Origin of the sequence: Acinetobacter haemolyticus (assembly GCF_900406815.1) — a bacterium.
Lineage (GTDB): Bacteria > Pseudomonadota > Gammaproteobacteria > Pseudomonadales > Moraxellaceae > Acinetobacter > Acinetobacter haemolyticus_A.
In genome coordinates this window covers 11,425-38,031 of record NZ_OVCN01000007.1, presented here as the reverse complement: position 1 = coordinate 38,031, position 26,607 = coordinate 11,425, and the positions used below count along the sequence as shown (strand labels likewise).

Annotated in this window: 27 protein-coding genes; 21 read left to right on the top strand and 6 right to left on the bottom strand. The window is 40.6% G+C overall.

Annotated features, from left to right (window positions below; all coding sequences use genetic code 11):
- Positions 1–5 precede the first annotated feature (5 nt).
- Genes rapZ through yjgA form a run of 3 tightly spaced genes read left to right on the top strand, consistent with a single transcriptional unit; the run spans position 6 to position 1,662 of the window.
- Entirely contained in the window at positions 6–857 is an 852-nt protein-coding gene (rapZ, locus tag DK207_RS06245; protein WP_109440427.1) for an RNase adapter RapZ, read from the top strand.
- Positions 854–1,123 carry an HPr family phosphocarrier protein gene (locus tag DK207_RS06240; RefSeq protein ID WP_109440426.1) on the top strand — a complete coding sequence of 90 codons (270 nt, stop codon included), beginning with the start codon at positions 854–856 and terminating at the stop codon, positions 1,121–1,123. The genes rapZ and DK207_RS06240 overlap by 4 nt, the downstream gene beginning before the upstream one ends.
- 2 nt (positions 1,124–1,125) lie before the next feature.
- Positions 1,126–1,662: a ribosome biogenesis factor YjgA gene (gene yjgA, locus DK207_RS06235; protein WP_109440425.1), complete on the top strand. Its 537-nt coding sequence runs from the start codon at positions 1,126–1,128 to the stop codon at positions 1,660–1,662.
- Between the two features lie 49 nt (positions 1,663–1,711).
- Here the strand turns inward: yjgA and DK207_RS06230 are convergent, their stop codons facing one another.
- Positions 1,712–3,355, bottom strand: coding sequence for an acyl-CoA synthetase (locus DK207_RS06230; RefSeq protein WP_109440424.1), 1,644 nt, complete (start codon positions 3,353–3,355; stop codon positions 1,712–1,714).
- A 298-nt stretch (positions 3,356–3,653) separates the two neighbouring features.
- Here DK207_RS06230 and thrS point away from each other — a divergent pair, with 298 nt between their 5' ends.
- From thrS to DK207_RS06180, 10 genes are all read left to right on the top strand, one after another.
- Positions 3,654–5,576, top strand: a complete 1,923-nt coding sequence (thrS, locus tag DK207_RS06225) for a threonine--tRNA ligase (protein ID WP_109440423.1) — start codon at positions 3,654–3,656, stop codon at positions 5,574–5,576.
- A 5-nt stretch (positions 5,577–5,581) separates the two neighbouring features.
- Positions 5,582–6,133, top strand: coding sequence for a translation initiation factor IF-3 (infC, locus tag DK207_RS06220; protein WP_075316144.1), 552 nt, complete (start codon positions 5,582–5,584; stop codon positions 6,131–6,133).
- Between the two features lie 139 nt (positions 6,134–6,272).
- A complete protein-coding gene (locus DK207_RS06215) occupies positions 6,273–6,590 on the top strand; it encodes a hypothetical protein (protein WP_109440422.1) in 318 nt (105 codons plus the stop codon).
- Positions 6,591–6,726: 136 nt separating this feature from the next.
- Positions 6,727–7,347 carry a glutathione S-transferase N-terminal domain-containing protein gene (locus tag DK207_RS06210; protein ID WP_109440421.1) on the top strand — a complete coding sequence of 207 codons (621 nt, stop codon included), beginning with the start codon at positions 6,727–6,729 and terminating at the stop codon, positions 7,345–7,347.
- A gap of 166 nt (positions 7,348–7,513) precedes the next feature.
- Positions 7,514–8,371: an arylamine N-acetyltransferase family protein gene (locus tag DK207_RS06205; RefSeq protein ID WP_109440420.1), complete on the top strand. Its 858-nt coding sequence runs from the start codon at positions 7,514–7,516 to the stop codon at positions 8,369–8,371.
- A gap of 53 nt (positions 8,372–8,424) precedes the next feature.
- Positions 8,425–8,853, top strand: a complete 429-nt coding sequence (locus tag DK207_RS06200; protein ID WP_109440419.1) for a YqaA family protein — start codon at positions 8,425–8,427, stop codon at positions 8,851–8,853.
- 199 nt (positions 8,854–9,052) lie between these two features.
- Positions 9,053–9,247, top strand: a complete 195-nt coding sequence (gene rpmI / locus DK207_RS06195; protein WP_004637967.1) for a 50S ribosomal protein L35 — start codon at positions 9,053–9,055, stop codon at positions 9,245–9,247.
- Between the two features lie 11 nt (positions 9,248–9,258).
- On the top strand, positions 9,259–9,618 hold the full coding sequence (rplT, locus tag DK207_RS06190) for a 50S ribosomal protein L20 (protein ID WP_000124858.1): 360 nt from the start codon (positions 9,259–9,261) through the stop codon (positions 9,616–9,618).
- Between the two features lie 93 nt (positions 9,619–9,711).
- Positions 9,712–10,269, top strand: a complete 558-nt coding sequence (locus DK207_RS06185) for an NADAR family protein (protein WP_109440418.1) — start codon at positions 9,712–9,714, stop codon at positions 10,267–10,269.
- A gap of 18 nt (positions 10,270–10,287) precedes the next feature.
- Positions 10,288–10,680, top strand: coding sequence for a hypothetical protein (locus DK207_RS06180; RefSeq protein ID WP_109440417.1), 393 nt, complete (start codon positions 10,288–10,290; stop codon positions 10,678–10,680).
- Here the strand turns inward: DK207_RS06180 and DK207_RS06175 are convergent.
- Positions 10,665–11,663 carry a hypothetical protein gene (locus DK207_RS06175; protein ID WP_109440416.1) on the bottom strand — a complete coding sequence of 333 codons (999 nt, stop codon included), beginning with the start codon at positions 11,661–11,663 and terminating at the stop codon, positions 10,665–10,667. The genes DK207_RS06180 and DK207_RS06175 overlap by 16 nt on opposite strands.
- A gap of 156 nt (positions 11,664–11,819) precedes the next feature.
- Between DK207_RS06175 and pheS the strand changes: the two genes are divergently transcribed.
- The 3 genes from pheS to DK207_RS06160 are packed head-to-tail and all read left to right on the top strand — an operon-like array spanning position 11,820 to position 15,508.
- Entirely contained in the window at positions 11,820–12,800 is a 981-nt protein-coding gene (pheS, locus tag DK207_RS06170) for a phenylalanine--tRNA ligase subunit alpha (protein ID WP_109440415.1), read from the top strand.
- Positions 12,801–12,833: 33 nt separating this feature from the next.
- Positions 12,834–15,215 (top strand): phenylalanine--tRNA ligase subunit beta, encoded by a 2,382-nt coding sequence (gene pheT / locus DK207_RS06165; RefSeq protein ID WP_109440414.1) that lies wholly within the window; start codon positions 12,834–12,836, stop codon positions 15,213–15,215.
- Positions 15,212–15,508 (top strand): integration host factor subunit alpha, encoded by a 297-nt coding sequence (locus DK207_RS06160; protein ID WP_004637973.1) that lies wholly within the window; start codon positions 15,212–15,214, stop codon positions 15,506–15,508. Before pheT ends, DK207_RS06160 begins: the two co-directional genes overlap by 4 nt.
- Before the next feature lie 95 nt (positions 15,509–15,603).
- Here the strand turns inward: DK207_RS06160 and DK207_RS06155 are convergent, their stop codons facing one another.
- The 3 genes from DK207_RS06155 to trxA form a co-directional block, all read right to left on the bottom strand.
- The gene (locus tag DK207_RS06155; RefSeq protein ID WP_109440413.1) at positions 15,604–15,840 is read right to left on the bottom strand and encodes a hypothetical protein; all 237 of its coding nucleotides are present in this window, start codon (positions 15,838–15,840) and stop codon (positions 15,604–15,606) included.
- Positions 15,841–16,238: 398 nt separating this feature from the next.
- Positions 16,239–17,507 carry a transcription termination factor Rho gene (gene rho, locus DK207_RS06150; RefSeq protein WP_005085280.1) on the bottom strand — a complete coding sequence of 423 codons (1,269 nt, stop codon included), beginning with the start codon at positions 17,505–17,507 and terminating at the stop codon, positions 16,239–16,241.
- Between the two features lie 330 nt (positions 17,508–17,837).
- Positions 17,838–18,164, bottom strand: a complete 327-nt coding sequence (gene trxA, locus DK207_RS06145; RefSeq protein WP_004637976.1) for a thioredoxin — start codon at positions 18,162–18,164, stop codon at positions 17,838–17,840.
- A 269-nt stretch (positions 18,165–18,433) separates the two neighbouring features.
- Between trxA and ppx the strand changes: the two genes are divergently transcribed.
- The 5 genes from ppx (at position 18,434) to DK207_RS06120 (ending at position 23,604) form a co-directional block, all read left to right on the top strand.
- Positions 18,434–19,954 carry an exopolyphosphatase gene (gene ppx / locus DK207_RS06140; RefSeq protein WP_109440412.1) on the top strand — a complete coding sequence of 507 codons (1,521 nt, stop codon included), beginning with the start codon at positions 18,434–18,436 and terminating at the stop codon, positions 19,952–19,954.
- An 89-nt stretch (positions 19,955–20,043) separates the two neighbouring features.
- Positions 20,044–20,868, top strand: a complete 825-nt coding sequence (locus DK207_RS06135) for an acetyl-CoA carboxylase carboxyltransferase subunit alpha (protein ID WP_109440411.1) — start codon at positions 20,044–20,046, stop codon at positions 20,866–20,868.
- Entirely contained in the window at positions 20,805–22,196 is a 1,392-nt protein-coding gene (gene tilS, locus DK207_RS06130) for a tRNA lysidine(34) synthetase TilS (RefSeq protein ID WP_109440410.1), read from the top strand. The genes DK207_RS06135 and tilS overlap by 64 nt, the downstream gene beginning before the upstream one ends.
- A 3-nt stretch (positions 22,197–22,199) precedes the next feature.
- Positions 22,200–23,039, top strand: a complete 840-nt coding sequence (gene proC, locus DK207_RS06125) for a pyrroline-5-carboxylate reductase (protein WP_109440409.1) — start codon at positions 22,200–22,202, stop codon at positions 23,037–23,039.
- Between the two features lie 16 nt (positions 23,040–23,055).
- Positions 23,056–23,604: a YggT family protein gene (locus DK207_RS06120; RefSeq protein WP_100833273.1), complete on the top strand. Its 549-nt coding sequence runs from the start codon at positions 23,056–23,058 to the stop codon at positions 23,602–23,604.
- A 65-nt stretch (positions 23,605–23,669) separates the two neighbouring features.
- Here the strand turns inward: DK207_RS06120 and polA are convergent, their stop codons facing one another.
- Positions 23,670–26,435 (bottom strand): DNA polymerase I, encoded by a 2,766-nt coding sequence (gene polA / locus DK207_RS06115; protein WP_109440408.1) that lies wholly within the window; start codon positions 26,433–26,435, stop codon positions 23,670–23,672.
- Between the last annotated feature and the right edge of the window lie 172 nt (positions 26,436–26,607).

Genomic DNA, 26,607 nt, shown 5'->3' with positions numbered 1-26,607 from the left:
AAGCCATGAAGCGTATTCTTATCGTCACGGGACAGTCTGGTTCAGGAAAATCTTCTGCTTTACAAGTGCTTGAAGATCTAGGCTACTATTGTATAGATAACTTACCTTTGGCTTTGTTGCCTGAAATAGTAGCTAAACTCGATCATGAAAATAATCTCGAGCAGCTGGCATTAGGGGTTGATATTCGAAGTACTCGTGCTGATATGCAGGAGTTTGATCATGTGTTTGAGCAATTAAAAAGACATGGTTCGGTTGATGTTATTTATTTGACTACACAAGATCAAGATTTGATTGCGCGTTTTAGTGCATCTAGACGCCCGCATCCTTTGGCGAGTCGTTTCAATAGTTTGCTGCAGTGTATACAGGAAGAAAAGCAACTACTGATTCCGATACAATTTCGTTCTACAGTGCATATTGATACGACAGATAAAAGTGTTCATGATTTAAAACATATTTTACTGTCTAAACTGGGACAGTCAGATAACTTAATCGTGATTTTGCAATCCTTTGGTTATAAGCATGGCATTCCTTTGGATGCCGATTATGTGTTTGATGTTCGTCATTTGCCTAATCCACACTGGGATCTGGAATTACGCCGTTTTTCAGGTTTGGATGAGCCTGTACGTCGCTTTTTAGAAAGCAGCCAGCAAACCAATGAAATGTTCGCCGATATTTATGCATTCTTGGAAAAATGGCTCCCTGCTTTTGCAGAGGGACATCGCCATTATATGACCATTTCTGTGGGTTGTACTGGTGGACAACATCGTTCAGTTTATATCGTGGATAGACTCAAACAAGCCCTTGAGGCAAAATGGGCTGTCCAAATCTTACATAGAGAAATGAAGCACTGGTCATGATAGACACAACAATTGATGTAATTAATAAACTTGGCTTACATGCACGCGCATCAGGTAAACTGATTGAGGTGACGACCAAATATCGCTCTTCTATCCAAATTGGTAAGGGGGATAAGTTGGTGGATGCAAAAAATATTATGTCATTGTTGATGTTGGGTGCAGGTAAGGGCACGACATTAAGGTTAGTGATTGACGGTGCTGATGAAGAAAAAGCACTGGAAGAAATTCAAACGCTGTTCGCAGCAAAATTTAATGAGGCAGAGTAATAGTGGCACGTGGTACCCAACGTTATACCGATGAAGATTTTGAGTCATTAGAAGGGCGTGCGAGTAGAACTGAGCAAAAGAAAGCCGTACAGCGTATGGCTGCTTTAGGCGAGCAATTGGCTCAATTGAATGTAAAACAAATTCAAAAACTTCCTGTGGACGAGCGTCTGATAGATGCGTTGCTTGAAGTTCAGAAAATTAGTTCATTCGAAGCGCGTCGCCGTCAGTTTCAGCGAATTGGCAAACTGCTGCGCAATGAAGATGAAAGCATAATTTTGTCTTATCTAACACCGCAACAAGGTGCTAAGAAACAAATGCAATTGATGCGTTGGGTTGACCGTATGATTGAGCAAGGTGATCCGATCATTAATGAGTTCAGTAAAGTGTTTAATGCTTCTGAACGACATACCTTGCGTCAGCATGTTCTTCGTATTCATCGTGACATCAAACAGCAGGTGAGTGAAGAAGAACTCGAAGCTTCTAAACGTAAGTTTATAAACTATGTGCAGCAAGTCGCGCTATTATCTGATCAAGGTTAACTTGAAAAAAAGAAGTTTCTAAGGAAACTTCTTTTTTACATTTAAGTGCTTAATTTCCAAACTCACCTGTTGCGCGCTCTTTTGCCCACTCTCTTAAAATAAATTTTTGTAATTTCCCTGTTGATGTTTTTGGGATCTCGGTAATCACCACATCTTTTGGAACTTTAAAGCGCGCAAGTTCCTTTTGGCAATGCAGAATAATGTCTTCTGGTGAAGTTGTGCTACCTTGTTTTAATTCAATAAAAGCACACGGCACCTCTTGCCAACGTGGATCGGGCTTTGCAACCACTGCTGCGGTCATGACTGCTGGGTGTCGATATAAAACATCTTCGACTTCTAATGAAGAAATATTTTCCCCACCTGAAATAATAATGTCTTTGGAGCGGTCCGTGATTTTGGCATAGCCATCGGGATGGCAAACAGCCAAATCTCCTGTATGGAACCAACCACCTTGAAATGCCTCTTCAGTGGCTTGCGGATTTTTAAGATAGCCTTTCATGACAATATTGCCACGGAACATGATTTCGCCCATGGTCTCGCCGTCATTTGGCACAGGTTGCATGGTTTCAGGATCAAGTACCCGCATACTGTCTTGTAAAGGATAAGGCACGCCTTGGCGTGAATGTAATTGAGCTTGTTCTTGGATAGATAATTCACTCCAACCTGCCTGTGAGGCACATAGCGCTGAAGGACCGTATGTTTCAGTTAGACCATATACATGATTGACATTGATACCTATATTTCGCATCCCTTCAATAATGGCAACGGGAGGCGCTGCACCAGCAACCATGACTTCAACATGATGGTCAAAAGCAACTTTTTGCTCTAATGGGGCATTGATTAACATTGATAGAACAATCGGTGCGCCACAGAAATAATCTACTTTGTGTTCGGCAATATATTTAAAAATCAGTGCTGGATCGACGCGACGTAAACAAATATTAGTTCCGCCACTGGCAGCAATTGACCATGCGAAACACCAGCCATTGCAGTGAAAGAGAGGTAAGGTCCAAAGATACACAGCACGGGGCTTCATACCGCATGCCAAGATATTACTCGCCGCATTGAGGTAAGCACCACGATGATGATAGACCACACCTTTCGGATTTCCTGTTGTTCCAGAGGTGTAATTTAGGCTGATTGCATCCCATTCATCTTGTGGAAGTAACCATTCAAATTCTGGATCGCCTTGAGCTATCCAAGACTCATATTCATATTGACCAAGGGCAATTTGTTCACCTTCGTACTCACTATCAAAAACGTCAATTACAATAATATCTTGATGAATAAGTGTTAGTGCTTCTTCTGCAATCGGTCTAAATTCTGGATCAACTAAAAGCACTTTTGCTTCAGCATGTTCTAGCATAAAGGCAATTGTTTTGGCATCTAAGCGCGTATTTAGCGTATTTAAAACGGCACCTGCCATGGGAACAGCAAAATGCGCTTCAATCATCGCTGGAACATTGGGTAAAAGTACAGAAACGGTATCGTTCTTTTGAATACCTAATTGTGTAAGCTGGTGTGCAAATTGACGACAGCGCTGATAGCTTTGTTGCCAGGTAATCTGACGTTTACCATGAATAATCGCAGCTTGATTTGGGTAAATATAGGCCGCTCGTTCTAAATAACGTAATGGCGATAACGCCACGAAATTCGCAGGGTTTTTGGGTAACTCGTCGTATGCACTAACCATGTGTATTGCTCCATGTTTATTTTATGAGGAAATTTACTGAGGTGTTAAAAATGACCACAGTCCCCATATATCTATATCACCATAGTACGCCGCTTATACGAAATCACTAAGGCTTTAGTCTGAGATATGCCATGGCTTGGGTTTTTCTCCAATCAAAGGTTTCTTCCTTGCCTAAACCTGTGTAAAATCTCGGGTACTTTTTTATCCGCCGTTTTTTATTTTTTGAGGTTCGCCTCAATACATAATCTCGCGGTGATATGCTCCATTGTGCGGGGCATCACTCCTTAAGGATTTTATTATGCCAATCATTACTTTACCAAATGGTGATCAAAAACAATTTGATCAACCGATTTCCGTGATGGAACTTGCTCAGAGCATTGGTCCGGGCCTAGCGAAAAATACCGTTGCAGGTCGTATCAATGATCGTTTGGTGGATGCTTGTGATTTAATCACAGAAGATGCAACAGTACAGATTATTACCCCGAAAGATGAAGAAGGTTTAGAAATCATTCGTCACTCGTGTGCGCACTTGGTAGGACATGCGGTTAAGCAATTGTTCCCTGAGGCGAAAATGGTGATCGGTCCAGTGATCGAAGAAGGTTTCTACTATGACATCTGGATGCCACGTCCATTTACTTTGGATGACATGGCAGCGATCGAAGAGCGTATGAAAAAGCTCATTGATCAAGATTATGATGTTGTTAAAAAAATGACACCACGTGATGAAGTGATTGCAGAATTCACAGCACGCGGCGAAGAATACAAATTACGCTTGATTGCAGACATGCCTGAAGAAACACAAATGGGTTTGTACTACCATCAAGATTATTTGGATATGTGTCGTGGTCCACACGTACCGAATACCAAATTCTTAAAATCATTCAAGCTCACTAAAATCTCTGGCGCTTACTGGCGTGGTGATGCCAAGAATGAACAGCTACAACGTATTTATGGTACGGCTTGGGCTGATAAAAAACAGTTAGCGGCTTATATCAAACGTATTGAAGAAGCTGAAAAACGTGACCATCGTAAAATCGGTAAAGCATTAGATTTGTTCCATATGCAAGAAGAAGCACCTGGTATGGTGTTTTGGCATGCGAATGGTTGGACGATTTACCAAGTCCTTGAACAATACATGCGTAAGGTTCAGCAGGACAATGGTTACCAAGAAATTAAAACGCCACAGATCGTAGACTTTACGCTTTGGGAAAAGTCTGGACATGCGGCAAACTATGCTGAAAACATGTTTACGACTCACTCAGAAAGTCGTAACTATGCGGTAAAACCAATGAACTGTCCTTGTCACGTTCAAGTGTTCAACCAAGGATTAAAATCTTACCGTGACTTACCAATTCGTTTAGCTGAGTTTGGTTCATGTCATCGTAACGAACCATCAGGTTCTTTACACGGTATCATGCGTGTACGTGGCTTTACTCAAGATGATGCGCATATCTTCTGTACCAAAGAACAAATTGGTCAAGAAGTTGCAGACTTTATTAAACTGACTTTAGATGTTTATAAAGACTTCGGTTTTGAAGAAGTACAAATGAAACTCTCAACCCGCCCTGAAAAGCGTGTGGGTGACGATGCACTTTGGGATATTGCTGAAAAATCTTTGGCTGATGCTTTAGATGATGCTGGCTTAGCTTGGGATCTACAACCTGGCGAAGGCGCATTCTATGGTCCGAAGATTGAATTCTCATTAAAAGACTGTTTAGGTCGTGTATGGCAATGCGGTACGATTCAATGTGACTTTAACTTGCCAATCCGTTTAGATGCTTCATATGTGACTGAAGACAATGAACGTGATCAACCTGTTATGTTGCATCGTGCAATTCTTGGCAGTTTTGAGCGTTTTATTGGTATACTAATTGAACATTACGCTGGTTTCATGCCACCTTGGCTTGCACCGATTCAAGCTTGTGTGATGAATATTACAGATTCACAAGCGGATGCATGTGAACAAGTGGTTGCAAAACTCAAAGAAAATGGTCTTCGTGCTATTTCTGACTTGAGAAATGAAAAAATCGGATTTAAGATTCGTGAGCGTACCCTAGAGCGTATTCCTTATCTTTTAGTTCTCGGTGATCGAGAAGTTGAAGAGGGCACCGTAAATGTGCGTACACGCTCAGGAAAAAATTTAGGTACTATGTCAATTGATGCATTCATTGACTTAGTGAAATCTGCCGTTGCCGAACGCGGCCGGTACATTGTGGAGTAATAAAGATTAAACAGCCTGATCGTAACCAACAACAAGGTGCTAAAAGTAACCGTCCAGCCATTAATGATGAGATTCGTGCGAAAGAAGTACGTCTCGTCGCTGCTGATGGAGAACAGAAAGGTGTCGTTTCATTAAATGAAGCATTACGTGCTGCTGAGGAAGCTGATCTTGACCTTGTTGAGATCGTTGCTAATGCAGAACCTCCTGTTTGTAAAATCATGGACTACAACAAGCACTTATTTGACTTAAAGCAAAAGCAAAAAGATGCGAAGAAAAAACAGCATCAAGTGCAAGTGAAAGAAATCAAGTTACGCCCTGCGACGGACGTAGGTGATTACCAAGTAAAATTGCGTGCAATTTTACGTTTCCTTGAAGAAGGAAATAAGGTGAAGATTACTTTACGTTTCCGTGGTCGTGAAATGGCACACCAGCAACTTGGTCTTGCTCAGTTACAGAAAATTGAAGCTGATGTGGCTGAGTTTGGCGTTGTTGAGCAACCTCCAAAAATGGAAGGTCGCCAAATGGGTATGCTGCTTGGTCCGAAAAAGAAAAAGTAATTTTTTTCTTGATAAAAAAGCACCGCTATTTGCGGTGTTTTTTTATGGGTATAACTATGTAGATTGAACACTTAATCTCGCCAAAGATTTATGCTAAATTTAGTTGAAAAGTAAAGTATATAATGCGGGAGGATCAAAAATGACGATTATCAATGGGACACAGAAACTATCTGAGATTAATCAAAAAGTGGTGCAAGAGGGGGAGGTGTTGCCACAAGTTCGATTAAAAGATGGCAGTCAGGTACAAACAGGCACTGTGGCAACCATGTTGCACAATATTAATTTATATAATGCAGGTGCACGTGGTGAGGTAGAAGCTGAGCTGGAGTTTGCGATACCAACCTTAGTTAAGGTTGGTTTGTTCGACTTGTTCACCGTTGAAGAATGGATCAAGGGAAATAATGCGGGCCGTCGATTTGTCGGCGAAAAGGCGAAAGAGTTTTTGGCGAATCGATAAAACCGAATACACCTTTTAATATCTTCTGTGCAAACATAATTTTATTGTTTCTTTTTGGTGCTGCGGTGCTGATTAACTTCAGAAAAATGTGATATAACCCAACAACAGTCAAGATAAAGATGAATAGGATAACTAAATGATTGACTTATATTATTGGGGTACGCCCAATGGCCATAAAATAACGATTGCTTTAGAAGAAATGGGTCTTGAATATCAAATCTTCCCGATTAATATTTTAGAAAATGATCAGTTCCAGCCAGATTTTTTAAGGATTTCTCCTAATAATAAAATTCCTGCAATTGTTGATCAAAATGGTCCGCGTGGTGAACCCATTTCTGTATTTGAATCTGGTGCAATCTTGCAATATTTAGGTCGAAAAACAGGATTATTCTATCCAATTGACGAGCAAGAGCGGGTTGAAGTAGAGCAATGGTTGATGTGGCAAATGGGCGGTTTTGGTCCGATGCTTGGGCAAAATCATCATTTCAACAAGTTTGCGCCTGAACGGATTCCTTATGCAACAGAGCGCTATATCAATGAAACTAAGCGGCTTTATGGTGTTTTGAATAAACAGCTGATTGGTCAAAAGTTTGTAGCTGGTGAATACTCAATCGCAGATATGGCGATTTTACCTTGGGCATTGCGCTATGAGTGGCAAGCTATTCAACTGGAAGATTATCCATATGTGAAAGATTATATTGTGCGTTTAACCGCACGTCCTGCCATACAAAAAGCTTTGTCAATTAAAGTTGGGTGAGATCGGTGTTGTGAAACAACAACGCTATTTTAAGCATTGGGCGATTGCGATAGGATTGTGGCTGTTTACCGCGATCTTCTCGCTATTTTATAGTTGTGTAATTTTTAGACTTAAAGCCCGATGATCGGTATAGGATATCGTAACTTTAAAAAAAGTATAAAGCGTTATGAACTCTACAATCGCGGCAAACTATTTAAAAAAACTTGATTTTCAAGGGACTTTTTTGCCTACGCTAGCCAATTTAAAGGCATTACTAAGTTTGCATGTTGCTCATATACCTTTTGGTAATCTTTCCTCTTTTCTAGGTGATGAAGTCTCATTAGTAACAGAACAACTCAATCAAAAATTATTATGTGAAAATCGAGAAGGTTATTGTCTAGAGCACAGTACTTTGACCAGAATTGCATTAACTGAGTTGGGGTATGATGCATATAACGTATTAGGTCGAGTCTATTATCAAAGTACGCCTAAAACAGCCTCAATCCGCACTCATTTGGTGACACTGGTACGAATTGATCAGCAATTATTTTTATATGATCCCGGATTTGGAGGAATGACGCCAACAACGATTCTATCCTTAGATCGCATTGGAGAAGCACAGTCAACACCATTGGAACCGTTTAGATTTGTGGATGTAGCGCAGTGCGGATTGGACATGGCTGTGCTGACGGACATGAAGTATATGCTTCAGGTGTTTTTACATAATGAGTGGATCAATGTCTATGCGATTAATCCTGAACAACAGATCACGATGGCGGATGCAGAGATTGCCAATTGGTACATATCAACATCACCAGAATCTTTATTTACTCAACATCTGATGCTGTTTACCGCGACTACTGAAGCTAGAATAACCTTGAAAGACCGTATATTAAGAATTCATAGTAAAGAAGAATCTCATAAAAAGATTTTATCAACTTGGAGTGAGTTTGAAGAAACCATACAAGAAGTTTTTAAGATAGAAATCAACTCGCAGAAGCTTAAGCAGGTATGGGACAAACTTACTTTGATTGAATCTGTTTAAATGATATTGTCTGGACATTGCTTTGATTTCTTTGTAAGTGTTGCCACACCCTGATGTCCTATTTTCTATTATTCCTTTCTGCTTTTGGTGCTGCAACTTTATTGCCTTTACAGTCTGAAGCCGTACTCATGACTTTATTGGTGCAAGGAGTTTCTAATCCATTATATTTACTGCTCGTTGCGTCAGTTGGAAATGTATTAGGTTCCTGCGTTAACTGGTGGCTGGGATTAAAAATAGAACATTTTAAAGATAAAAAATGGTTTCCTGTTTCAGAACCGCGTTTACAGCAAGCACAGAAGATTTATCATAAATATGGTTTTTACTCGTTGTTGTTGAGTTGGGTGCCGATTATTGGTGATCCAATTACGTTGATTGCTGGATTGATGAAAGAGCGTTTTGGGCGATTTCTATTGATCGTCACGATTGCCAAAGCAGGACGCTATTTATTTATGTATGGCTTATATCTCGGATTATTTTCTTAATTTTCTTTTGTTTATGTTATAGATTCTAATAACCCCAAAGTATATTTGACATTGGTGCCATGGTTTAAATCGTTTGATTTTTTGAGCAGAAATTTTGCTTTAAATTTAAACGAAGATGCTATATGATACTGCCTTCCTTACCTGCAGGTCGATTTGCAATAGTGCAAACGAGCCGAACAGGTGACTAAAAGAGGTTACTATGGCTAAGTTAAAAACTCGCCGTGGTGCAGCTAAACGCTTTAAAGCGACTGCAAACGGTTTCAAGCGCAAACAAGCATTCAAGCGCCACATTTTGACCAAAAAATCTGCTAAGCGTATCCGTCAATTGCGCGGTTGTGTAATGGTTCACGTAAGTGACGTTGCATCAGTTCGTGCTATGTGCCCATACATCTAAGGAGATTATAAATGGCTCGTGTAAAACGTGGTGTAGTGGCTCATCGTCGTCACAAAAAAATTCTTGCTCGCGCTAAAGGTTACTATGGTGCTCGTTCACGTGTTTATCGCGTAGCGTTCCAAGCGGTAATCAAAGCTGGTCAATATGCATACCGTGACCGCCGTCAAAAGAAACGTCAATTCCGTGCTTTATGGATTGCGCGTATCAATGCTGGTGCTCGTCAAAACGGTTTGTCTTACAGCCGCATGATTGATGGCTTGAAAAAAGCTCAAGTGATCATCGACCGTCGCGTATTAGCTGACATCGCTATGCATGATGCAGTAGCATTTGCTGCTTTAGCTGAAAAAGCTAAAGGCGCATTAGCTGCATAAGCTTAGAGATTCAAAGAAGGCCGCTTTTTAGCGGTCTTTTTTATTTTTAAGCAAATGCGTTTTAAACATATAAAATAAATAAAAGGAAATAATATGAATGATGCAAAATTTTTAACTGATTTAGTACAAGCAACTCAACAAGGGCAAGTATTTAAGTACCTGTTCTTTTGGGGGCATATCCCTAAACAAAGTCATGTCGTGGATAAAAGTTGTTTAAGTCAATGGTTTGATGCTGCATTTAATGTGGAAGGCATTTTATATCCAACGGCTGAACATTATATGATGGCACAAAAAGCGAAGTTATTTGGTGATCATGAAATATTTGAGAAGATATTAAATGTCCGTCATCCCAATGAAGCAAAGCAGTTAGGAAGAAATGTACGCCATTATGATGAACAACGATGGCGAGAGCAACGTTTTGAGATTGTAGTGCAAGCTAATCTTGCAAAGTTTTCCCAGCATCAAGAATTAAAGAATTTCCTGATCTCAACAAATAATCGTATCTTGGTTGAGGCATCACCAGTGGATAAGATCTGGGGCGTGGGTATGGCTAAGGATCATGAGAATATTCAAGATCCTAGATTATGGAATGGTTTAAATCTCTTGGGGTTTGCATTAATGCAAGTCCGATCTAAACTTTTAGTAAACTAAACTATCTTAGGTGACAACATGCGCAGGCAATATCACTTTAGGCAAGTGGGAGAAGATACTTGTATTTGGGATGTTCATCGTTTAGTGAAGCTAACCCAAAATTTCATGGTCAAGAAAGTTATGCTTACTGATATTCAAGAACTCAACGAAGCTTATTGGTTTCCAGATGAATATCCAACAACGCAGCAAATCATTGAGCATATTCAATTGATTCAGGATGCAGACCTCAATTACCCCATTATTCTCTGTGCGCAGGGTCGAGTGATGGATGGTATGCATCGTGTAGCAAAGGCAAGTTTACTCAAGCATTCCGATATACTCGCAGTACAATTTGAGCAAATGCCTGATCCTGATTTTATAAATATTGATGAAGATGAGCTTGATTATACGGAGATTTATAATCCGAAATAATAAGCCAATCCACAAATGATGATCGTGATAAATACTAATTTCATCACACTGATATGATTCATTTTATGTTGGGGTGCCTCAGTCGGGGTTTTCGCTACATCCATGGTTCGGTCATAGGGTTCCATCGGCATTTCAAAATCAATATTTTTATAATGGTTGGCTATTCTCGAAATCAGTTTGGCAAATAAGTCGCCCGTTTTTTCTGCAAAATTGCGTAAGACAATTTGTTGCTCAGGACTCATCATTTCACCATCGGGATTATAGGGATGGCGACGTTGACTCTCGATAAAGTCAACCAGTGCAGACATGCGATACATCAGTTGATGGGCTGAGTCAGCTTGATAGGTGGTTGGAATGATAGCCAAAACAGCTTTATCTAAATGGCTTTGTTCTAGTTCATAGCCATAAAAAGGGAGCTCTACTTGTTCTGGTTCTAAGAAATTTTCTGCACATTTATGGTTGAAAAGCTCTTGGTTAATAAACTTTTCAATTTCATGCCAGTCATTATTTTTTAATTCTTGTGTCACTTTTTTAGCAATTGAGTCTGGAAGTTGATAACGCCAAAATACATCCTGTCGTAGTGAAATTTGTTGTGAAATAGGTGCTTGAAATGGGTTGTCATGTTGATACCACTCTGCAAGTTCATGCCCACAAATCCATGCAGTTTTGTTTTTCCCTTCATGACTAACGATAAAATGGGCATAGGGAAGCAATTCGACATTAGCATTTGGGTTTTGATGATCTTGTAAGAGATGTGCATTGTGTAGACTTAATCGGTCAACACCTTGTCTTTTTAATCCTTCTAACCAAACTTGAAAGTGCTGTGCTAAAAGGTGCTGTGATTGTAAATCACGAAATTCGAAATTATGTTGAGCAAAAATAGGGTGATCAACCCAAGTACTAATGGGAAGGTTTTGCTGCAAAAACTCATTTCCATAGCTGACAAGCGTCAATTGAACTTTCCAAATTTGATCGAGCGCCATTATTTTTACTCTTTGACTTTTAGCGATAGGGAGGATTTTAGCAAATTGTTGCGACATATGTTTTTTCAATGGGCTTAATCTTCAAAAAATAGGTAAAAAGCTGATAAACTATAGCGTTTTATTATATTTCTATAATTTGTTGCTTTGAGAGTTACTATGTCACTGGAAGCCCTGACCACTGAAGCGCTTGCTGCCATTGCAGCGGCTCAAGACCTTGCTGCACTCGATCAAGTTCGTGTGCAATTTACAGGGAAAAAAAGCCAGCTCGCAGAGCAATCGAAAGCACTTGGAAAAATGGATCCTGAAGAGCGCAAAGTACAAGGTGCTGCTATTCATGCTGTTCGTGAAGCGATCAATGCTGCATTGACTGAGCGTCAACAAACATTACAACAAGCTGAACTTGCTAAAAAATTAGCGAGTGAAACCATTGATATTACCTTGCCTGGTCGCGGTCAACGTCTGGGAAGTATCCATCCTGTGACTCAAGTGCAAGAACGTATTTGTCAATTCTTTACCAAAGCTGGTTTCCAAGTTGCGCATGGGCCTGAAGTTGAAGATGATTATCACAACTTTGAAGCATTGAATATTCCGGGGCATCACCCAGCACGTGCAATGCATGATACTTTTTATTTTGATGCAACTCATTTGCTACGTACTCATACATCGGGTGTGCAAATTCGTACCATGGAAACGAGTCAGCCACCGATTCGCATTGTCTGTCCTGGTCGCGTTTATCGTTGTGACTCAGACCAAACCCATTCGCCGATGTTCCATCAGATCGAAGGTTTGTACGTTGCTGAAAACACCAGCTTTGCTGAGCTAAAAGGACTATTGATTAATCTATTAAATGAATTTTTCGAAAAAGATTTAAAAGTACGTTTCCGTCCATCTTACTTCCCGTTCACTGAGCCAAGTGCTGAAGTGGACATTATGGATGAGCGTGGTCGTTGGTTAGAAGTTTTAGGTTGTGGCATGGTACATCCAAATGTCTTGCGTGCTGCAGGTATTGATCCTGATAAATACAAAGGCTTTGCTTTTGGTTTAGGGGTAGAGCGTTTTGCGATGTTGCGTTATGGCATCAATGATTTACGTATGTTCTACCAAAATGATGTGCGTTTCTTACGCCAGTTTGCCTAAGCATTTTTTCAGGATTAAATAAGGTTTATACAGATGAAAATTAGTGAAAATTGGTTACGCACCTGGGTCAACCCAGCAATTGATAGCGAAACACTTTCTGATCAATTGACCATGTTAGGTTTAGAGGTAGACGAATTAGCGCCAGTAGCTAAACCATTTACAGGCGTAGTCGTTGGTGAAGTCCTGACTGTTGAGCAGCATCCAGATGCGGATCGTTTGCGTGTGACGACTGTAAATATTGGTTCGGGTGAACCATTACAGATCGTGTGTGGAGCACCGAATGTTCGTGTAGGGATGAAAGCACCTGTTGCTACAATTGGTGCAGTATTACCAGGCGATTTCAAAATTAAAAAGGGTAAGCTTCGTGGTATTGAATCACAAGGCATGCTATGTGGTGCTTCTGAAATTGATTTAGAAGATAAAATTGATGGTTTGTTAGAACTTCCGACTGATGCCCCAGTTGGAGTGAATATTCGTGAATATTTAAAACTTGATGACAATGTGATTGACATCAGTATCACGCCAAACCGCGGTGACTGTTTTAGCATTCGTGGTATTGCTCGTGAAATTGCCGTCATCAATCAACTGAGTGTTAATGAACCTGCCATTCAAGCAATTCCAGCAAATATTACAGAAGAAAAGACTGTAACAATCACCACTGAAGGTACACCACGTTATTTAGGTCGTATTGTCAAAAATGTGAATGTGAAAGCGGCTACACCAGATTGGATGGAACAAGCATTAGCGCATTCAGGTATCCGTACCCATAGCATCTTGGTCGATATTACCAACTATGTTTTGCTTGAGTTGGGGCAGCCGATGCATGCTTTTGACTTAGCAAAGATTGAAGGCTCAATTCAAGTCCGTCAAGCTCAGCCAAAAGAAAAATTGATGCTGCTAAATGATCAAGAAGTAGAGCTACAAGATGACATCATGGTCATTGCGGATGAGCAAAAAGCATTGGCGATTGCTGGCATCATGGGCGGCTTAGATTCTTCAGTTACGGATGATACACAGGATATCTTCCTTGAAAGTGCATTCTTTGCACCTTTGGCAATAGCAGGTCGCGCGCGTCGTTTTGGTTTACATACTGATTCGTCACAGCGTTATGAACGTGGCGTTGATTTTGAATTGCCAATGATTGCTATGCATCGCGCATGTGAGTTGATCCAAACATTTGCTGGTGGTGAGTTTGGTCCAATTACTGTTGCTGAACAAGCGGCTTTATTACCTACACGTGAAGCGATTCAGTTAAAGCAAGCTCAAGTGGATCAACTGCTTGGTTATGAAGTCGCAGGTGATTTTATTGCAGATGCGTTGACGCGTTTAGGTTGTGTGGTGGAAACGACAGCGCAAGGTGAGTGGAGTGTCATTCCTCCATCGCATCGTTATGATATGGCAATCTATCAAGACCTCGTTGAAGAAGTTGCACGTATTCATGGTTATGACAATATTCAAATCAGTCTGCCAAAAATTGATGTGAAATTAGAGAAGTATCAAGATCGTTTTGAAATTGCACAACTCCGTCAAACCGTGGCAACTTTAGGATATCAAGAAGCGATTAGTTTTAGTTTTGCTGATGCAAAATTGGAAAAACAACTGAACCCAGATGTACAGCCCTTGATGCTTGCCAATCCGATTTCAAGTGATCTGGCTGCGATGCGTAGTACGTTACTTTCAAGTTTGATTCCTTGTGTGCAATATAACTTGAATCGTCAACAACATCGCGTCCGCTTTTTTGAGTTAGGTTTACGTTTTGACTATCAGGGTGCAAAAGATATCCATGATCTTAAGCAGATTCCAACATTAGCATTGATTGCTGTTGGTTCACGAGCACCTGAGTCATGGCATATGAAACCTCAAGCAATGGATTTCTTTGATTTCAAAGGTGAAATTGAAGAAATTTTGGCAGCAGGTCGAGTAAAAGCCGAGTTTACTCGTACCCAGAAAGCATGGTTACATCCAGGACAATCCGCTGAAATACTGGTAAATGGCCAGTCAATTGGTTACTTGGGACGTTTACATCCTTCTTTAGAAAATGATTTAGATTTGGGTACGACGTGGGTTGCAGAGCTTGATCAGCAAGCAGTTTTGCAATCTTATGTATCTAATTTTACAGAATTATCACGTTTTCCATCGGTTAGACGTGATATTGCGCTTTTAATCTCTGATAATATTGAAGTGAAAGATATTCAGCGCATGATTGAGCAAACAGGTGGTGAGTTACTTGATTCCACATGGTTGTTCGATGTGTATACGGGGCAAGGGGTTGAACAAGGCAAACGCTCTTTAGCTTTTGCATTGTTGTGGCAACATCCAGCTCGTACGCTTGAAGATGCTGAAATCAAATCTGGTATGGATAACATTATTCAAGTGTTGGAAGACACTTATCAAGCGACATTGAGGGCCTCATGACAGCATTAACAAAAGCAGATATGGCGGACCATTTAAGTGAGCTAACGAGTCTAAATCGTCGTGAAGCAAAACAAATGGTCGAGTTGTTTTTTGACGAAATTAGTCAGGCATTAATTTCTGGTGAACAAGTCAAACTTTCTGGGTTCGGTAATTTTGAACTACGTGATAAGCGTGAGCGTCCTGGACGCAACCCTAAAACGGGTGAAGAGATTCCGATTTCTGCACGCCGTGTAGTAACGTTCAGAGCGGGTCAGAAATTTAGACAGCGTGTGGGAAATGAGCAGGTCGATTGACCTGCTTTTTTTCGTCTAATCCTTTCTATTTAAAGAAAGTACAGACATAAAAAAAGAGAACCGAAAGGTTCTCTTTTCGATAATCTAAAAGTAGATTATTGAGCAGCAGAAGCTGGAGCAACTTCAGAAGCAGCAGCAACTTCAGAAGCAGCAGTAGCTTCAACAGCAGCAGTAGTAGCTTCAGAAGCAGCAACAGCAGCTTCAGAAGCAGCAGCTACAGCTTCAGAAGCAGCAGCGTTTGCATCAGTAGCAGCTTCTTCTTTCTTAGAGCAACCAACGAAAGCTAAAGTAGTTGCAACAGCAGCGATAACAGCAAATTTTTTGAATAACATGGCATCACTCTCATAAAATTGTGAGATTAAAAAGAACCTGAGTTAGTCTGTTTGTGCTTTTATTTTCCCTAAAAATTTTAGGAAATAACGCAGGGAGCAGTCTAACTAGTCAGTTGCTATCCTATCAAAGCAGATCATGAATTACTACTATTCTGTCTGGCAAAACGTCAAAAATGGACAAAAATTGGTTATTTTTTGATAGAAAATAACTATGAATTAGCATTTATGAATCGGAGATATTGTATAAAATGCATTTGCAGATATATTTATTTATATTTAAATCAAATAGATAATGGTTTTTGGTTAAAATTAATTAAATTGTAACCGTTTTGTAATTATGTCAACCAAATAATAACAGCCACCATAATGGTGGCTGTTATTATTTGTAACACGGTAAATTAATTCGCCGCTTTACGTTTCATTTGATCGAAAAAGTCATCATTGGTTTTGGTTTCTTTCATGCGGTCTAATAAGAATTCCATTGCCGCCAACTCATCCATTGGGTGAAGCAGTTTACGGAGAATCCATACTTTACGAAGGTTATCTTCGTCCATGAGACGCTCTTCACGACGTGTTCCCGATTTCTTGATATTCATGGCAGGGAATACGCGTTTTTCAGCAATACGGCGGTCAAGAGTGATTTCTTGGTTACCTGTACCTTTGAACTCCTCATAGATCACATCATCCATTTTACTGCCAGTTTCAATCAAAGCAGTAGAGATAATGGTGAGTGAGCCACCTTCTTCAATATTACGAGCTGCACCAAAGAAACGTTTTGGTCGTTCTAGGGCATGGGCATCCACACCACCTGTCAGAACTTTGCCAGAAGATGGAATAACCGTGTTGTATGCGCGTGCTAAACGTGTAATCGAGTCAAGCAGAATCACAACATCTTTTTTATGCTCAACTAAACGTTTTGCTTTTTCGATGACCATTTCGGCAACTTGAACATGACGTGCAGGCGCTTCATCAAATGTAGATGCAACGACTTCACCACGAACAGTACGTTCCATTTCAGTTACTTCTTCAGGACGTTCGTCAATTAAAAGCACAATAAGAAAAACTTCTGGGTTGTTACGTACAATCGATTGCGCGATATTCTGTAACAACATGGTTTTACCCGCTTTAGGCGGTGCAACAATAATTGAACGTTGACCTTTACCGATCGGAGCAACTAAGTCGACAACACGTGCTGTTAAATCTTCAGTTGTACCATTCCCCAATTCCATGACAAGTTGTTCAGTTGGGAATAGAGGCGTTAAGTTTTCAAATAAAATTTTATTACGGGAGTTTTCAGGAGTGTCGTAGTTAATTTGGTTGACTTTTAATAAGGCAAAATAGCGCTCACCTTCTTTAGGCGGGCGGATCGTACCGGTAATCGTATCACCTGTACGTAAGTTAAAACGACGAATCTGGGATGGACTGACATAAATGTCATCTGGTCCAGCTAAATATGAACCAGCAGCGGAGCGTAAAAAACCAAAACCATCAGAAAGGATTTCGAGAACGCCATCACCAAAGATTTCTTCGCCATTCATCGCATGACGTTTTAAAATAGCAAAAATAATATCTTGTTTGCGGTTACGTGCCATGCCTTCAAGGCCCATAAACTCCGCAATTTTAATGAGTTCGCCAATGGGTTTTTTCTTGAGTTCAGTTAAGTTCATAAGTGGTCAGACAGAATGGAATAAGTGGAGGACTACGTTAAGGGAAGAATAAAAATCGACCGCGTACATACATGCTGAGGTAATTGTATTTAAACAACCACGATTCAGTAGTCTGGTTCATTGTTTCAGAGAGAAATGTGAAAACAATTGTTATTGCCGAGCGGCGATCTTATGTTTTGTGTCTTGTAAGAAGCGCAATGAAGTAGATTCCATTCAAAGCTTCTTGATCGAGAAATATAGACCTAATTGGCTGTGTTGTCAATGTTTACTGCGGACTACGCTGTTCAGTAAACACGTAGTTCCGCAGATAGACATAAATCATCTATAGATTTAGATGTTTTGATCGATAAATGCTGCAAGTTTAGAGCGTGGTGCTGCGCCAACTTGCTGAGCGACAACTTCACCGTTTTTAAACATAAGTAATGCTGGAATATTACGGATGTTATATTTCACAGCTGTTTCTTCGCAAGCAGTAACATCGACTTTCACGATTTTTACTTTGCCTTCGTACTCATTTGATAGATCTTCAAGAACAGGTGCGATGGCTTTACAAGGTGCACACCAGCCAGCCCAGAAATCAACAAGAACGGGAGTTTCAGCATCTAAAACATCTGCTTGGAAGTTTTCATCAGATGTATTAACAATAGTCGCAGACATGGGATTGCTCCAAATTTTTTAAAATAAAGTATCAATTCAATTTCAGTGTGAATATTACATTGCTACTTTATTCAATGTAAGGGTTGATTACGATTATTCAAGTTTCAAAGTAAAAAGTCTAATGGTTGCTCACGATGTCAGTCATCGACTTAGACAATCATTTATCCAACAAAAGTAAAATACATGGATTTTATTGATGAAAATGACTTTAAAATTCTAAGCGTGTGAATTACTCTAATGCGTGAATTGAGCATGGGTTTATATAAATAATGTCTGATTTTCTGATTGATGAGGAATTACTTGCTGCGATTGATATGGGATCAAATAGTTTCCATCTCGCAATAGCTCGTGTTGATCACGGTGAAGTGAAAAAAGTTGCTTCAATGTCAGAAAAAGTACAGTTAGCTGCTGGACTCGATGAGAATAAAAATTTAACTGAGGCAGCACAACAAAGAGGTCTAGCTTGTTTGGCACGTTTTGTTGGGCGTTTAAGTTCCGTACAGCCAAACCGTTTAAGAATTGTAGCAACGAATGCACTCAGACAAGCAAAAAATGGGCATGAGTTTATTCAAAAGGCTGCTGAAATTTTGCCTAAACCCATTGAAATCATTGCAGGTCGTGAAGAAGCACGTCTGATTTACCTAGGTGTTTCCCATACTATGGCAAATGGTGGGCGTCGTTTAGTGGTAGATATTGGGGGTGGTTCAACCGAGTTTATTATCGGTGAGAAATTTGAGCCATTACATACAGAGTCGTTGCAAATGGGCTGTGTAGCCTATAGCAAAGCATATTTTGCTGACGGTGAGATTTCAACCAAAGCTTTTGACAAGGCAGTTGTTGCAGCACGCAAAGAAATGTCAGGTATTGCCAACACTTATAAATCAGTCGGTTGGGATACGGTTGTAGGTTCGAGCGGTACCATCAAAGCTTGCCGTCAGATTTTAGTGCATCTTGGATTAAGTGATGAACAAGAAAATCTCACCCGAGAAGGACTTTATAAATTAAAAGATCGTTTATTGAAGTTTAAACATACATCTGAAATTGATTTTGAAGGTTTACGTGAGGATCGTCGAGCAGTTTTGCCAGCTGGGGTGGCGATTTTGTACGCGATTTTTGATGTGTTAGATATTGATAAGCTTGCTTATTCGGATGGGGCATTACGCGAAGGTGTAATGTATGACTTACTTGGTCGTTTCCAGCATGAAGATATTCGTGACCGTAGTGTGCAGGCACTGATGGGACGTTATAATGCTGATCCTAAGCAAGCAGAACGTGTTGTTAACACGGCACAGCATTTATTTGATCGTGTCGCTGATGCTTTGAATTTAACGACTGAAGACAGTGACTTACTGCGTCGTGCTGCTTATTTACATGAAATTGGTCTAGCAATTAGTCATGGGGGATATCATCGACATGGGGCATATTTATTGCAACATTCGGATATTCCAGGCTTCTCACAAATTGACCAAAATCACCTTTCACATCTCGTTTCTCATCACCGACGTAAGTTACGTGCTGATGCAAAAAATGATGTATTTAAGGTGGGGGGTAAGAATTTAGTCTATCTTTGTCTATTACTTCGCCTAGCTGTTCTACTTAACCATAGTCGTAGTGATCAGATGCTTCCTGCCATTGAACTGAGTGTGGTAAATGATCAACAATGGCAATTGAGCGTATCTGGCGATGCTAAACAATGGCCTTTATTGGTTGCTGACTTGCATGATGAGCAAGCGCAATTTAAACATTGGGACATTGAGTTAAATATTCAGTCAGACAAATTTGTTGATTAACATAAGGATTGTTGACCTGTAAGCTGATGATAAGCGGCTTATAAAGTCTCAACATACCTTATATCCTTGTTAGGGATTTTCTACGACGTATGAAAAATAAAGCGACTCAGTCCAAGGCTTGGACTACGGTTCAAATTGCACGCCATCCTGAGCGTCCGCAATTTCTTGATTATGTAAGTGAAATTTTTACCGAATTTGATGCACTACATGGTGATCGTTTATTTGGTGATGACGGTGCGATGATTGGTGGTTTGGCTCGATTTAACGGTCAACCGGTCATGGTCGTGGGCCAACACCGTGGACGAAGTACTCGTGAAAAGTTACAACACAACTTCGGTATGTGTAATCCTGAAGGGTACCGTAAATCGCAACGTTTACTTGATATGGCTGAACGTTTTAATTTACCTGTATTTACCTTTGTCGATACCATGGGCGCATACCCAGGGGTGGGTGCAGAGGAACGTGGTCAAGCTGAGGCGATTGCAACCAGCTTGGCACAACTTTCAAGTTTAAAAGTTCCTGTGATTGCCACTGTATTAGGGGAAGGCGGTTCGGGTGGTGCACTTGGTATCGGTGTTGCTGATCGTGTGATTATGCTATCGCATAGTATTTATTCAGTGATTTCTCCTGAAGGTTGTGCATCTATTCTATGGAAGACAGCTGAGAAGGCAGCACAAGCAAGTGAGGCTTTGGCTTTGACAGCGGATAAGTTGCAAGCTTTAGGCATCGTTGAATACGTTGTAGACGAAGGAGAAGGTGCACATTTAAATCCTGAAAAAGTCATGAATGACCTAAAAGATGTGTTAAAACAAGCTTTAGATGAATTGCAACCAATGGATGCACAAGCACGATGCGACGCACGTTATCAACGTTTAATGAAGTTTGGCAGCAGCAATTTAGGCATCGCGTCTTAACTCAAGCACAGCATTTTACAGAACAAACTCAATTCTTAGTTGGGTGTAGCGGCGGCATGGATTCCATGCTGTTGCTGTATCTGATGTCTGAACTTTTTCCTACGCAAACCCGTGCAATTTATATTGATCACCAATTGCAGCAAATGAGTGCTGAATGGGGAGCGCTTGTACAGAAGCATTCCGAAGCTTTGAATATTCCCTCCATTATCCAAAAAGTATCTGTTGAGACAGGCAATTTAGAACAGCAAGCACGTAATGCCCGCTATCAAGCTTATCACCAACATCTAGGTTCCAATGAAATTCTAGTGTTAGCACATCATCAACAGGATCAGGCTGAAACTTTATTACTTCGGTTATTTTCTGGAGCAGGTGTCAATGGATTAGCTGCAATGAAGCAGATTGACATCCGAACAGACTTTACCATTTGGCGACCTTTCTTGGATTTAAGTCGTGAGCAAATTGAACAATGGTCAAATCAACTCGGCTTTGAATATGTGATTGATCCGACCAATTCGAATATCCATTATGATCGAGCGTGGTGTCGAGAAGCGTTATGGGGAATTTTAGAGAAACGCTTTCCCAAGATGCAGTCGGCTGTGGCACGGACAAGTTATCTGATGCAGGATGCCGCTGAAATCTTGGATGATGTGTTAAAGGTAGATTATCAGCAATGTGTTGTTGATCATCAGCTTGATTTGATTCAATTAGCGCAGCTTTCTGCTGCACGGCAACGCCAATTACTTTCAGTTTGGATTAAGGGAAACGAGCAATATCGTCCTAGTTACGATATGGTTCAGCGTTTACAGCAAGAGGTAATTTTTTCTAAGCCAGATGCACAGGCCAGCTTACATATCCATCAGCATTATTATGTGCGTTATCAGAGCAAATTATACCGCCTGACGCATGATGAGTTATATGCTGAAAAAGTGTCACCACTTCCCAAGGTATCTTCTCAATATTTTTTTTCTGGACAAGTTCTACAGGCTGCCGCGGGAAAATTTGAAATTATTTCTCAAACAGTTGGGCTTGCGCCAGAATTACTTGGACGAGAATTAAAACTAATTAAACGAGAAGGTGGTGAGAAAATCCATCTCTATGGTCGGGTAGGGCATTGGCCACTAAAAAAAGCAATACAAGAAGCACAGATTTTGCCTTGGTTGCGTCATACAATTCAAATATTAGTCGTAGATAATGTTATGCTTGGGGTTTTTAGCCCAAAGGGTTTTTGGTTGGCGCAATCTGAGTATGTGGTACAGGGCGGTTGGCGACCAAGTTTAATTTCTGACTGTAATGATTTTTCTGATCAGTCTTTTTCACATGACGAGTAGGACATGGCGACTTCATTGAATCAAAATATCTGTTTTATTGGCGGCGGTAACATGGCGCAGGCCTTGATTGGGGGGCTACTTTCACGCGGTTTACCCGTAACACGCATTACAGTTTCAGATCCTGTGGAGCAGATTCGTCAAATATTAGAAGAAAAAGGCATTCAAACCACCACAGATAATGTTGAAGCGATTAGAGATGCGGATGTGGTTGTGCTTGCTGTGAAGCCCCAAGTGTTGGCAACGGTATTACAACCATTAAAAGGCTTACTGTCCGATAAACTTGTGATCTCAATTATTGCTGGTGCAGAGATTCAAACGATTTCAGACTTAATTGGTGGCAGTCAACGTATTGTTCGTGTGATGCCAAATACACCAGCCTTGGTTCAAACGGGCGCGCATGGGATTTATGCTCCAGCAGCAGTCGGGACTCAAGACCGTGAATTAACCAGTCAAATTTTAGCGGCGACTGGTCTGACGATTTGGGTGGATAATGAAGCGCAAATAGATGCGGTGACAGCGGTATCCGGTTCTGGTCCAGCTTACTTTTTCTATTTAATGGAAAGTATGATACGTGCCGGCAAAAATCTAGGTTTGGATGAAAAAGTTGCAACTGCATTGACTTTGCAGACTGCCTTGGGCGCAGCGCAAATGGCAATAACCAGCTCTAATTCTCCAGCAGAGTTACGTAAAAATGTGACTTCTCCCAATGGTACGACGCAGGCAGCATTAGAGGTGTTTGATCGTGCCCAGATTTCACAGAATATTCAAGCAGCACTTGCAGCAGCTCAAAAGCGTAGCCAAGAGCTAGCGCAAGAGTTGAGTGACAAGACTAAATCGGTTTAAGTAGGATAAGACAATTATGGGTGCAAGTTCTGCGCTAATTTTTGGTGTTTTGATCAATGTTGCAATTTTATTGGTCTTTTTCCGTTTTTTAATGCAATTGGCGGCAGTCAGTCCTTATAATCCTGTGGTGCTTTCCACTGCGAAAGCAACAAAGATTGTAGATATATTTGGTCGTATTTTCCCAACCGTTGGCAAAGGGCGAGTAAATTTAGCAGCATTAATTTTGGTGGTTTTGCTTTATTTCTTGAAAATGTGGGGAGAAAAGCATTTATCAGGTATTGGCACGGGGAGTAGTATTTACTTTATCGTTTCGACGATTAAAGAAATGTTATTGTCTTTGGTGACCTTACTTAAATATATGATTTTTGCTTTCATTATTTGTAGCTGGATCATGATGCTTTCACAATTCAGATCACCATATATTGAAGTTATTCAGGAACTGGTTGAGCCAATTCTTGCACCATTCCGTAAAGTAATGCCGAATATGGGGATGATTGATTTATCGCCGATTCTTGCATTCTTGGTATTATTTGTTGCAGAAACCATGCTTAGAGCGATTATCTAAGTTTGATTTAAAAAACATAGTAAATAAAAAAGAGATGCTGAGCATCTCTTTTTTATTTTAAAGGATTAGTGGGCAGCATCCCAGTTTTGACCTTGACCCACTTCAACCACGAAAGGAACCGAGATATCTAAGACAGATTGCATCACCTCTGCAATTTGTTTTGACAGTTCATCTGCCACGGCCACATCTGCTTCAAATACCAATTCATCATGTACTTGAAGTAAAAGTTTTGCTTGGTCTTTTGGTAGAACTTTATCAACTGCAATCATGGCAAGTTTAATGATATCGGCCGCACTGCCTTGTAGTGGTGCATTAATCGCAGCACGTTCAGCAGCCTGTTTGATCATTTTATTGCTTGCCAAGATATCAGGTGTATACAGACGACGACCTAAAATAGTTTCAACAAAACCTTGCTCGCGTGCAATTTGGCGGGTGCGCTCCATATAATCCAAGACACCTGGATAACGTTGGAAATAACGCGCAATATAGCTACGAGATTCTTCTCGTGTAAACCCTAATTGGCGGGTTAAACCAAACTCAGACATCCCATAAAGTAAACCGAAATTGACGGCTTTCGCTTGACGGCGTTGGTCATTAGTAACATCTTCAATATCAATACCAAGCACTTCAGCAGCAGTACGACGATGCACATCCTGACCTTGTTGGAACGCATGGACCAGCGCATCATCTTGGGAAAAATGCGCCATAAGACGAAGTTCAATTTGTGAATAATCGGCTGCCAATAAAATGCGACCTTCAGGCGCAATAAAGGCTCTACGGATTTGACGACCAATCGGTGTACGAATTGGAATATTTTGTAGATTCGGATCGGTTGAAGATAAGCGTCCAGTTGCTGTTAAAGCTTGATGGTAGCTGGTATGTACACGATGTGTGGCATCATGCGACTGTTCAACCAAGCGATCTGTATAGGTGTTTTTAAGTTTGGCTAAACCCCGATGTTCTAAAATTACTTCTGCTAAAGGATGCTCGATTTTTTCCAGAATACTTTCACTGGTGCTGTATTGCCCCGTGGCCGTTTTTTTACCACCTTTGAGACCCAAGCGATCAAATAGCACTTCACCGACTTGTTTGGGTGAGGCAATGTTAAATGCTTCACCCGCTAATTCGGTGGCTTGATTCTCTAAAGTCTGCATAGTTTCAGAGAATTTAACGCTGAGTTGATCTAGGAAAGCATGGTCAAGCTTAATCCCATCTTCTTCCATACCTGTCAATACACGGGCAACTGGCATTTCGATGTTATGCAGGATATTGACAAGTTCAGGATGGTGTTTAAGTTTAGCGGATAAGACTTCATATAGACGGTAAGTTACATGAGCATCTTCAGCGGCATAGTGTGCTGCAACTTCGAGTTCAATCTGGTTAAAGGTTTTTTGCTTCGCGCCTTTACCTGCAATTTGCTCAAAAGTTGTCGTTAAGTGGCTGAGATAAACACGTGCTACATCATCCATACCATGTCGTGTCGCTGCTGCATTTAATACATAAGAAGCAAGCATCGTATCGAAATACCAACCTTGGATTGTAATACCATGATTGGCAAAGATGTGGGCATCATATTTTAAGTGATGTCCGATTTTCTTCACTTGGTCATTTTCGAGAATCGGTTTGATTTGTTCCAGAACATATTTACGATTGAGCTGTTCAGGCGCACCTTCATAATCATGTGCAACGGGAACGTAATAAGCATCATCGGCATCAAATGCGACCGAGAATCCAACAAGTTCTGCAAAACGATAATCTAGATTCGTGGTTTCAGTATCAATCGCAAAATGATCCGCTTGTTGCATACGTTGCAACAATGCCTCCCAATCAGCTTGCGTGAGCACCGTATGATAAGTCGCTTCACCCAATTGATCATCTTGACTAGAGAGGTTGGCATGATCTTCTGTAATCACTTGCTCCGTCTTTTGTTCTGATTTAACAATACTTTGAGACGTTTGTTGGTATGCTGGTGTATTGGGATTGTTTGGATGATCTAATGATTGCAACTGGTTACGGAATTCTAACTCGGTGTAGAGTTCGCGTAGATGATTCACATTTGGATTGCTGAGTTTAAGATCATGCCAATCCAAGGCTAAATCAAGATCACACACAATACTCGCAAGTTGATGATCAATTTTGATATTGTCTAAATTATCTTTAATATTTTGGCTAATTTTGCCTTTGAGCTGATCTACATTGGCAATGATGTTGTCGAGTGAACCATATTCAGTGAGTAATTTCGCTGCTGTTTTGGCGCCTACACCTGGAACACCCATGATGCCATCAGATGCATCACCCATCAACGTAAGATAATCAATAATTTGATGTGGATGTACACCGAACTTTTCTAAAACGCCTGCTTCATCAAGCACACGCTCTTTGAAACTATCTTCAAGTTTTACATGTGGATTGACAAGTTGTGCCATATCCTTATCACCTGTGGAGATGAGTACATGATGACCTTCTTGTATAGCGCGTTTAGTAAGGGTGCCTATGATATCGTCTGCCTCAGCACCAGGAAGGCTGTAGAGGGGAATGCCGAGTGCTTTGATCAATGCATGTAAATAAGGAATTTGTTGGGACAATTCCTCTGGCATGCTTGGGCGATCACCTTTATAAATTGGCGACAATTCATGGCGAAAGGTGGGTTCTGGTGTATCGAAAATAACGGCCATATGCGTCGGTTGAGTACGACGCATAAGTTTTTGAATCGCAGAAATTGCACCACGTATTGCATTGGTATGTAAGCCAGTAGATGTGGTTAGTGGCGGTAAAGCGTGAAAAGCACGAAATAAAAAATAAGACCCGTCAACCAAGACAAAAGGTGGCATTGTGCAAATCCTTATTATGAACTGACGGGTATTTTACGTGAAAAAGTCTGGGTTGTCCCTGTTGTGGTGTGATCAGGCGGCGGGTAGTGTCGTTTAAAAATTGCAGAATTTTGTATGTAAAAATAGCTGCTTATCCAGTGATCCAGTAAGATAGATTTAATAAATTTGTCAT

What these genes read in the sequence shown, in the direction of transcription:
- rapZ (WP_109440427.1), top strand. Translation starts at nt 6, where the DNA reads ATGAAGCGTATTCTTATCGTCACGGGACAGTCTGGTTCAGGAAAATCT.
- DK207_RS06240 (WP_109440426.1), top strand. Translation starts at nt 854, where the DNA reads ATGATAGACACAACAATTGATGTAATTAATAAACTTGGCTTACATGCA.
- DK207_RS06230 (WP_109440424.1), bottom strand. Translation starts at nt 3,355, where the DNA reads ATGGTTAGTGCATACGACGAGTTACCCAAAAACCCTGCGAATTTCGTG.
- thrS (WP_109440423.1), top strand. Translation starts at nt 3,654, where the DNA reads ATGCCAATCATTACTTTACCAAATGGTGATCAAAAACAATTTGATCAA.
- DK207_RS06215 (WP_109440422.1), top strand. Translation starts at nt 6,273, where the DNA reads ATGACGATTATCAATGGGACACAGAAACTATCTGAGATTAATCAAAAA.
- DK207_RS06210 (WP_109440421.1), top strand. Translation starts at nt 6,727, where the DNA reads ATGATTGACTTATATTATTGGGGTACGCCCAATGGCCATAAAATAACG.
- DK207_RS06205 (WP_109440420.1), top strand. Translation starts at nt 7,514, where the DNA reads ATGAACTCTACAATCGCGGCAAACTATTTAAAAAAACTTGATTTTCAA.
- DK207_RS06200 (WP_109440419.1), top strand. Translation starts at nt 8,425, where the DNA reads ATGTCCTATTTTCTATTATTCCTTTCTGCTTTTGGTGCTGCAACTTTA.
- rpmI (WP_004637967.1), top strand. Translation starts at nt 9,053, where the DNA reads ATGGCTAAGTTAAAAACTCGCCGTGGTGCAGCTAAACGCTTTAAAGCG.
- rplT (WP_000124858.1), top strand. Translation starts at nt 9,259, where the DNA reads ATGGCTCGTGTAAAACGTGGTGTAGTGGCTCATCGTCGTCACAAAAAA.
- DK207_RS06185 (WP_109440418.1), top strand. Translation starts at nt 9,712, where the DNA reads ATGAATGATGCAAAATTTTTAACTGATTTAGTACAAGCAACTCAACAA.
- DK207_RS06180 (WP_109440417.1), top strand. Translation starts at nt 10,288, where the DNA reads ATGCGCAGGCAATATCACTTTAGGCAAGTGGGAGAAGATACTTGTATT.
- DK207_RS06175 (WP_109440416.1), bottom strand. Translation starts at nt 11,663, where the DNA reads ATGGCGCTCGATCAAATTTGGAAAGTTCAATTGACGCTTGTCAGCTAT.
- pheS (WP_109440415.1), top strand. Translation starts at nt 11,820, where the DNA reads ATGTCACTGGAAGCCCTGACCACTGAAGCGCTTGCTGCCATTGCAGCG.
- pheT (WP_109440414.1), top strand. Translation starts at nt 12,834, where the DNA reads ATGAAAATTAGTGAAAATTGGTTACGCACCTGGGTCAACCCAGCAATT.
- DK207_RS06160 (WP_004637973.1), top strand. Translation starts at nt 15,212, where the DNA reads ATGACAGCATTAACAAAAGCAGATATGGCGGACCATTTAAGTGAGCTA.
- DK207_RS06155 (WP_109440413.1), bottom strand. Translation starts at nt 15,840, where the DNA reads ATGTTATTCAAAAAATTTGCTGTTATCGCTGCTGTTGCAACTACTTTA.
- rho (WP_005085280.1), bottom strand. Translation starts at nt 17,507, where the DNA reads ATGAACTTAACTGAACTCAAGAAAAAACCCATTGGCGAACTCATTAAA.
- trxA (WP_004637976.1), bottom strand. Translation starts at nt 18,164, where the DNA reads ATGTCTGCGACTATTGTTAATACATCTGATGAAAACTTCCAAGCAGAT.
- ppx (WP_109440412.1), top strand. Translation starts at nt 18,434, where the DNA reads ATGTCTGATTTTCTGATTGATGAGGAATTACTTGCTGCGATTGATATG.
- DK207_RS06135 (WP_109440411.1), top strand. Translation starts at nt 20,044, where the DNA reads ATGAAAAATAAAGCGACTCAGTCCAAGGCTTGGACTACGGTTCAAATT.
- tilS (WP_109440410.1), top strand. Translation starts at nt 20,805, where the DNA reads ATGCGACGCACGTTATCAACGTTTAATGAAGTTTGGCAGCAGCAATTT.
- proC (WP_109440409.1), top strand. Translation starts at nt 22,200, where the DNA reads ATGGCGACTTCATTGAATCAAAATATCTGTTTTATTGGCGGCGGTAAC.
- DK207_RS06120 (WP_100833273.1), top strand. Translation starts at nt 23,056, where the DNA reads ATGGGTGCAAGTTCTGCGCTAATTTTTGGTGTTTTGATCAATGTTGCA.
- polA (WP_109440408.1), bottom strand. Translation starts at nt 26,435, where the DNA reads ATGCCACCTTTTGTCTTGGTTGACGGGTCTTATTTTTTATTTCGTGCT.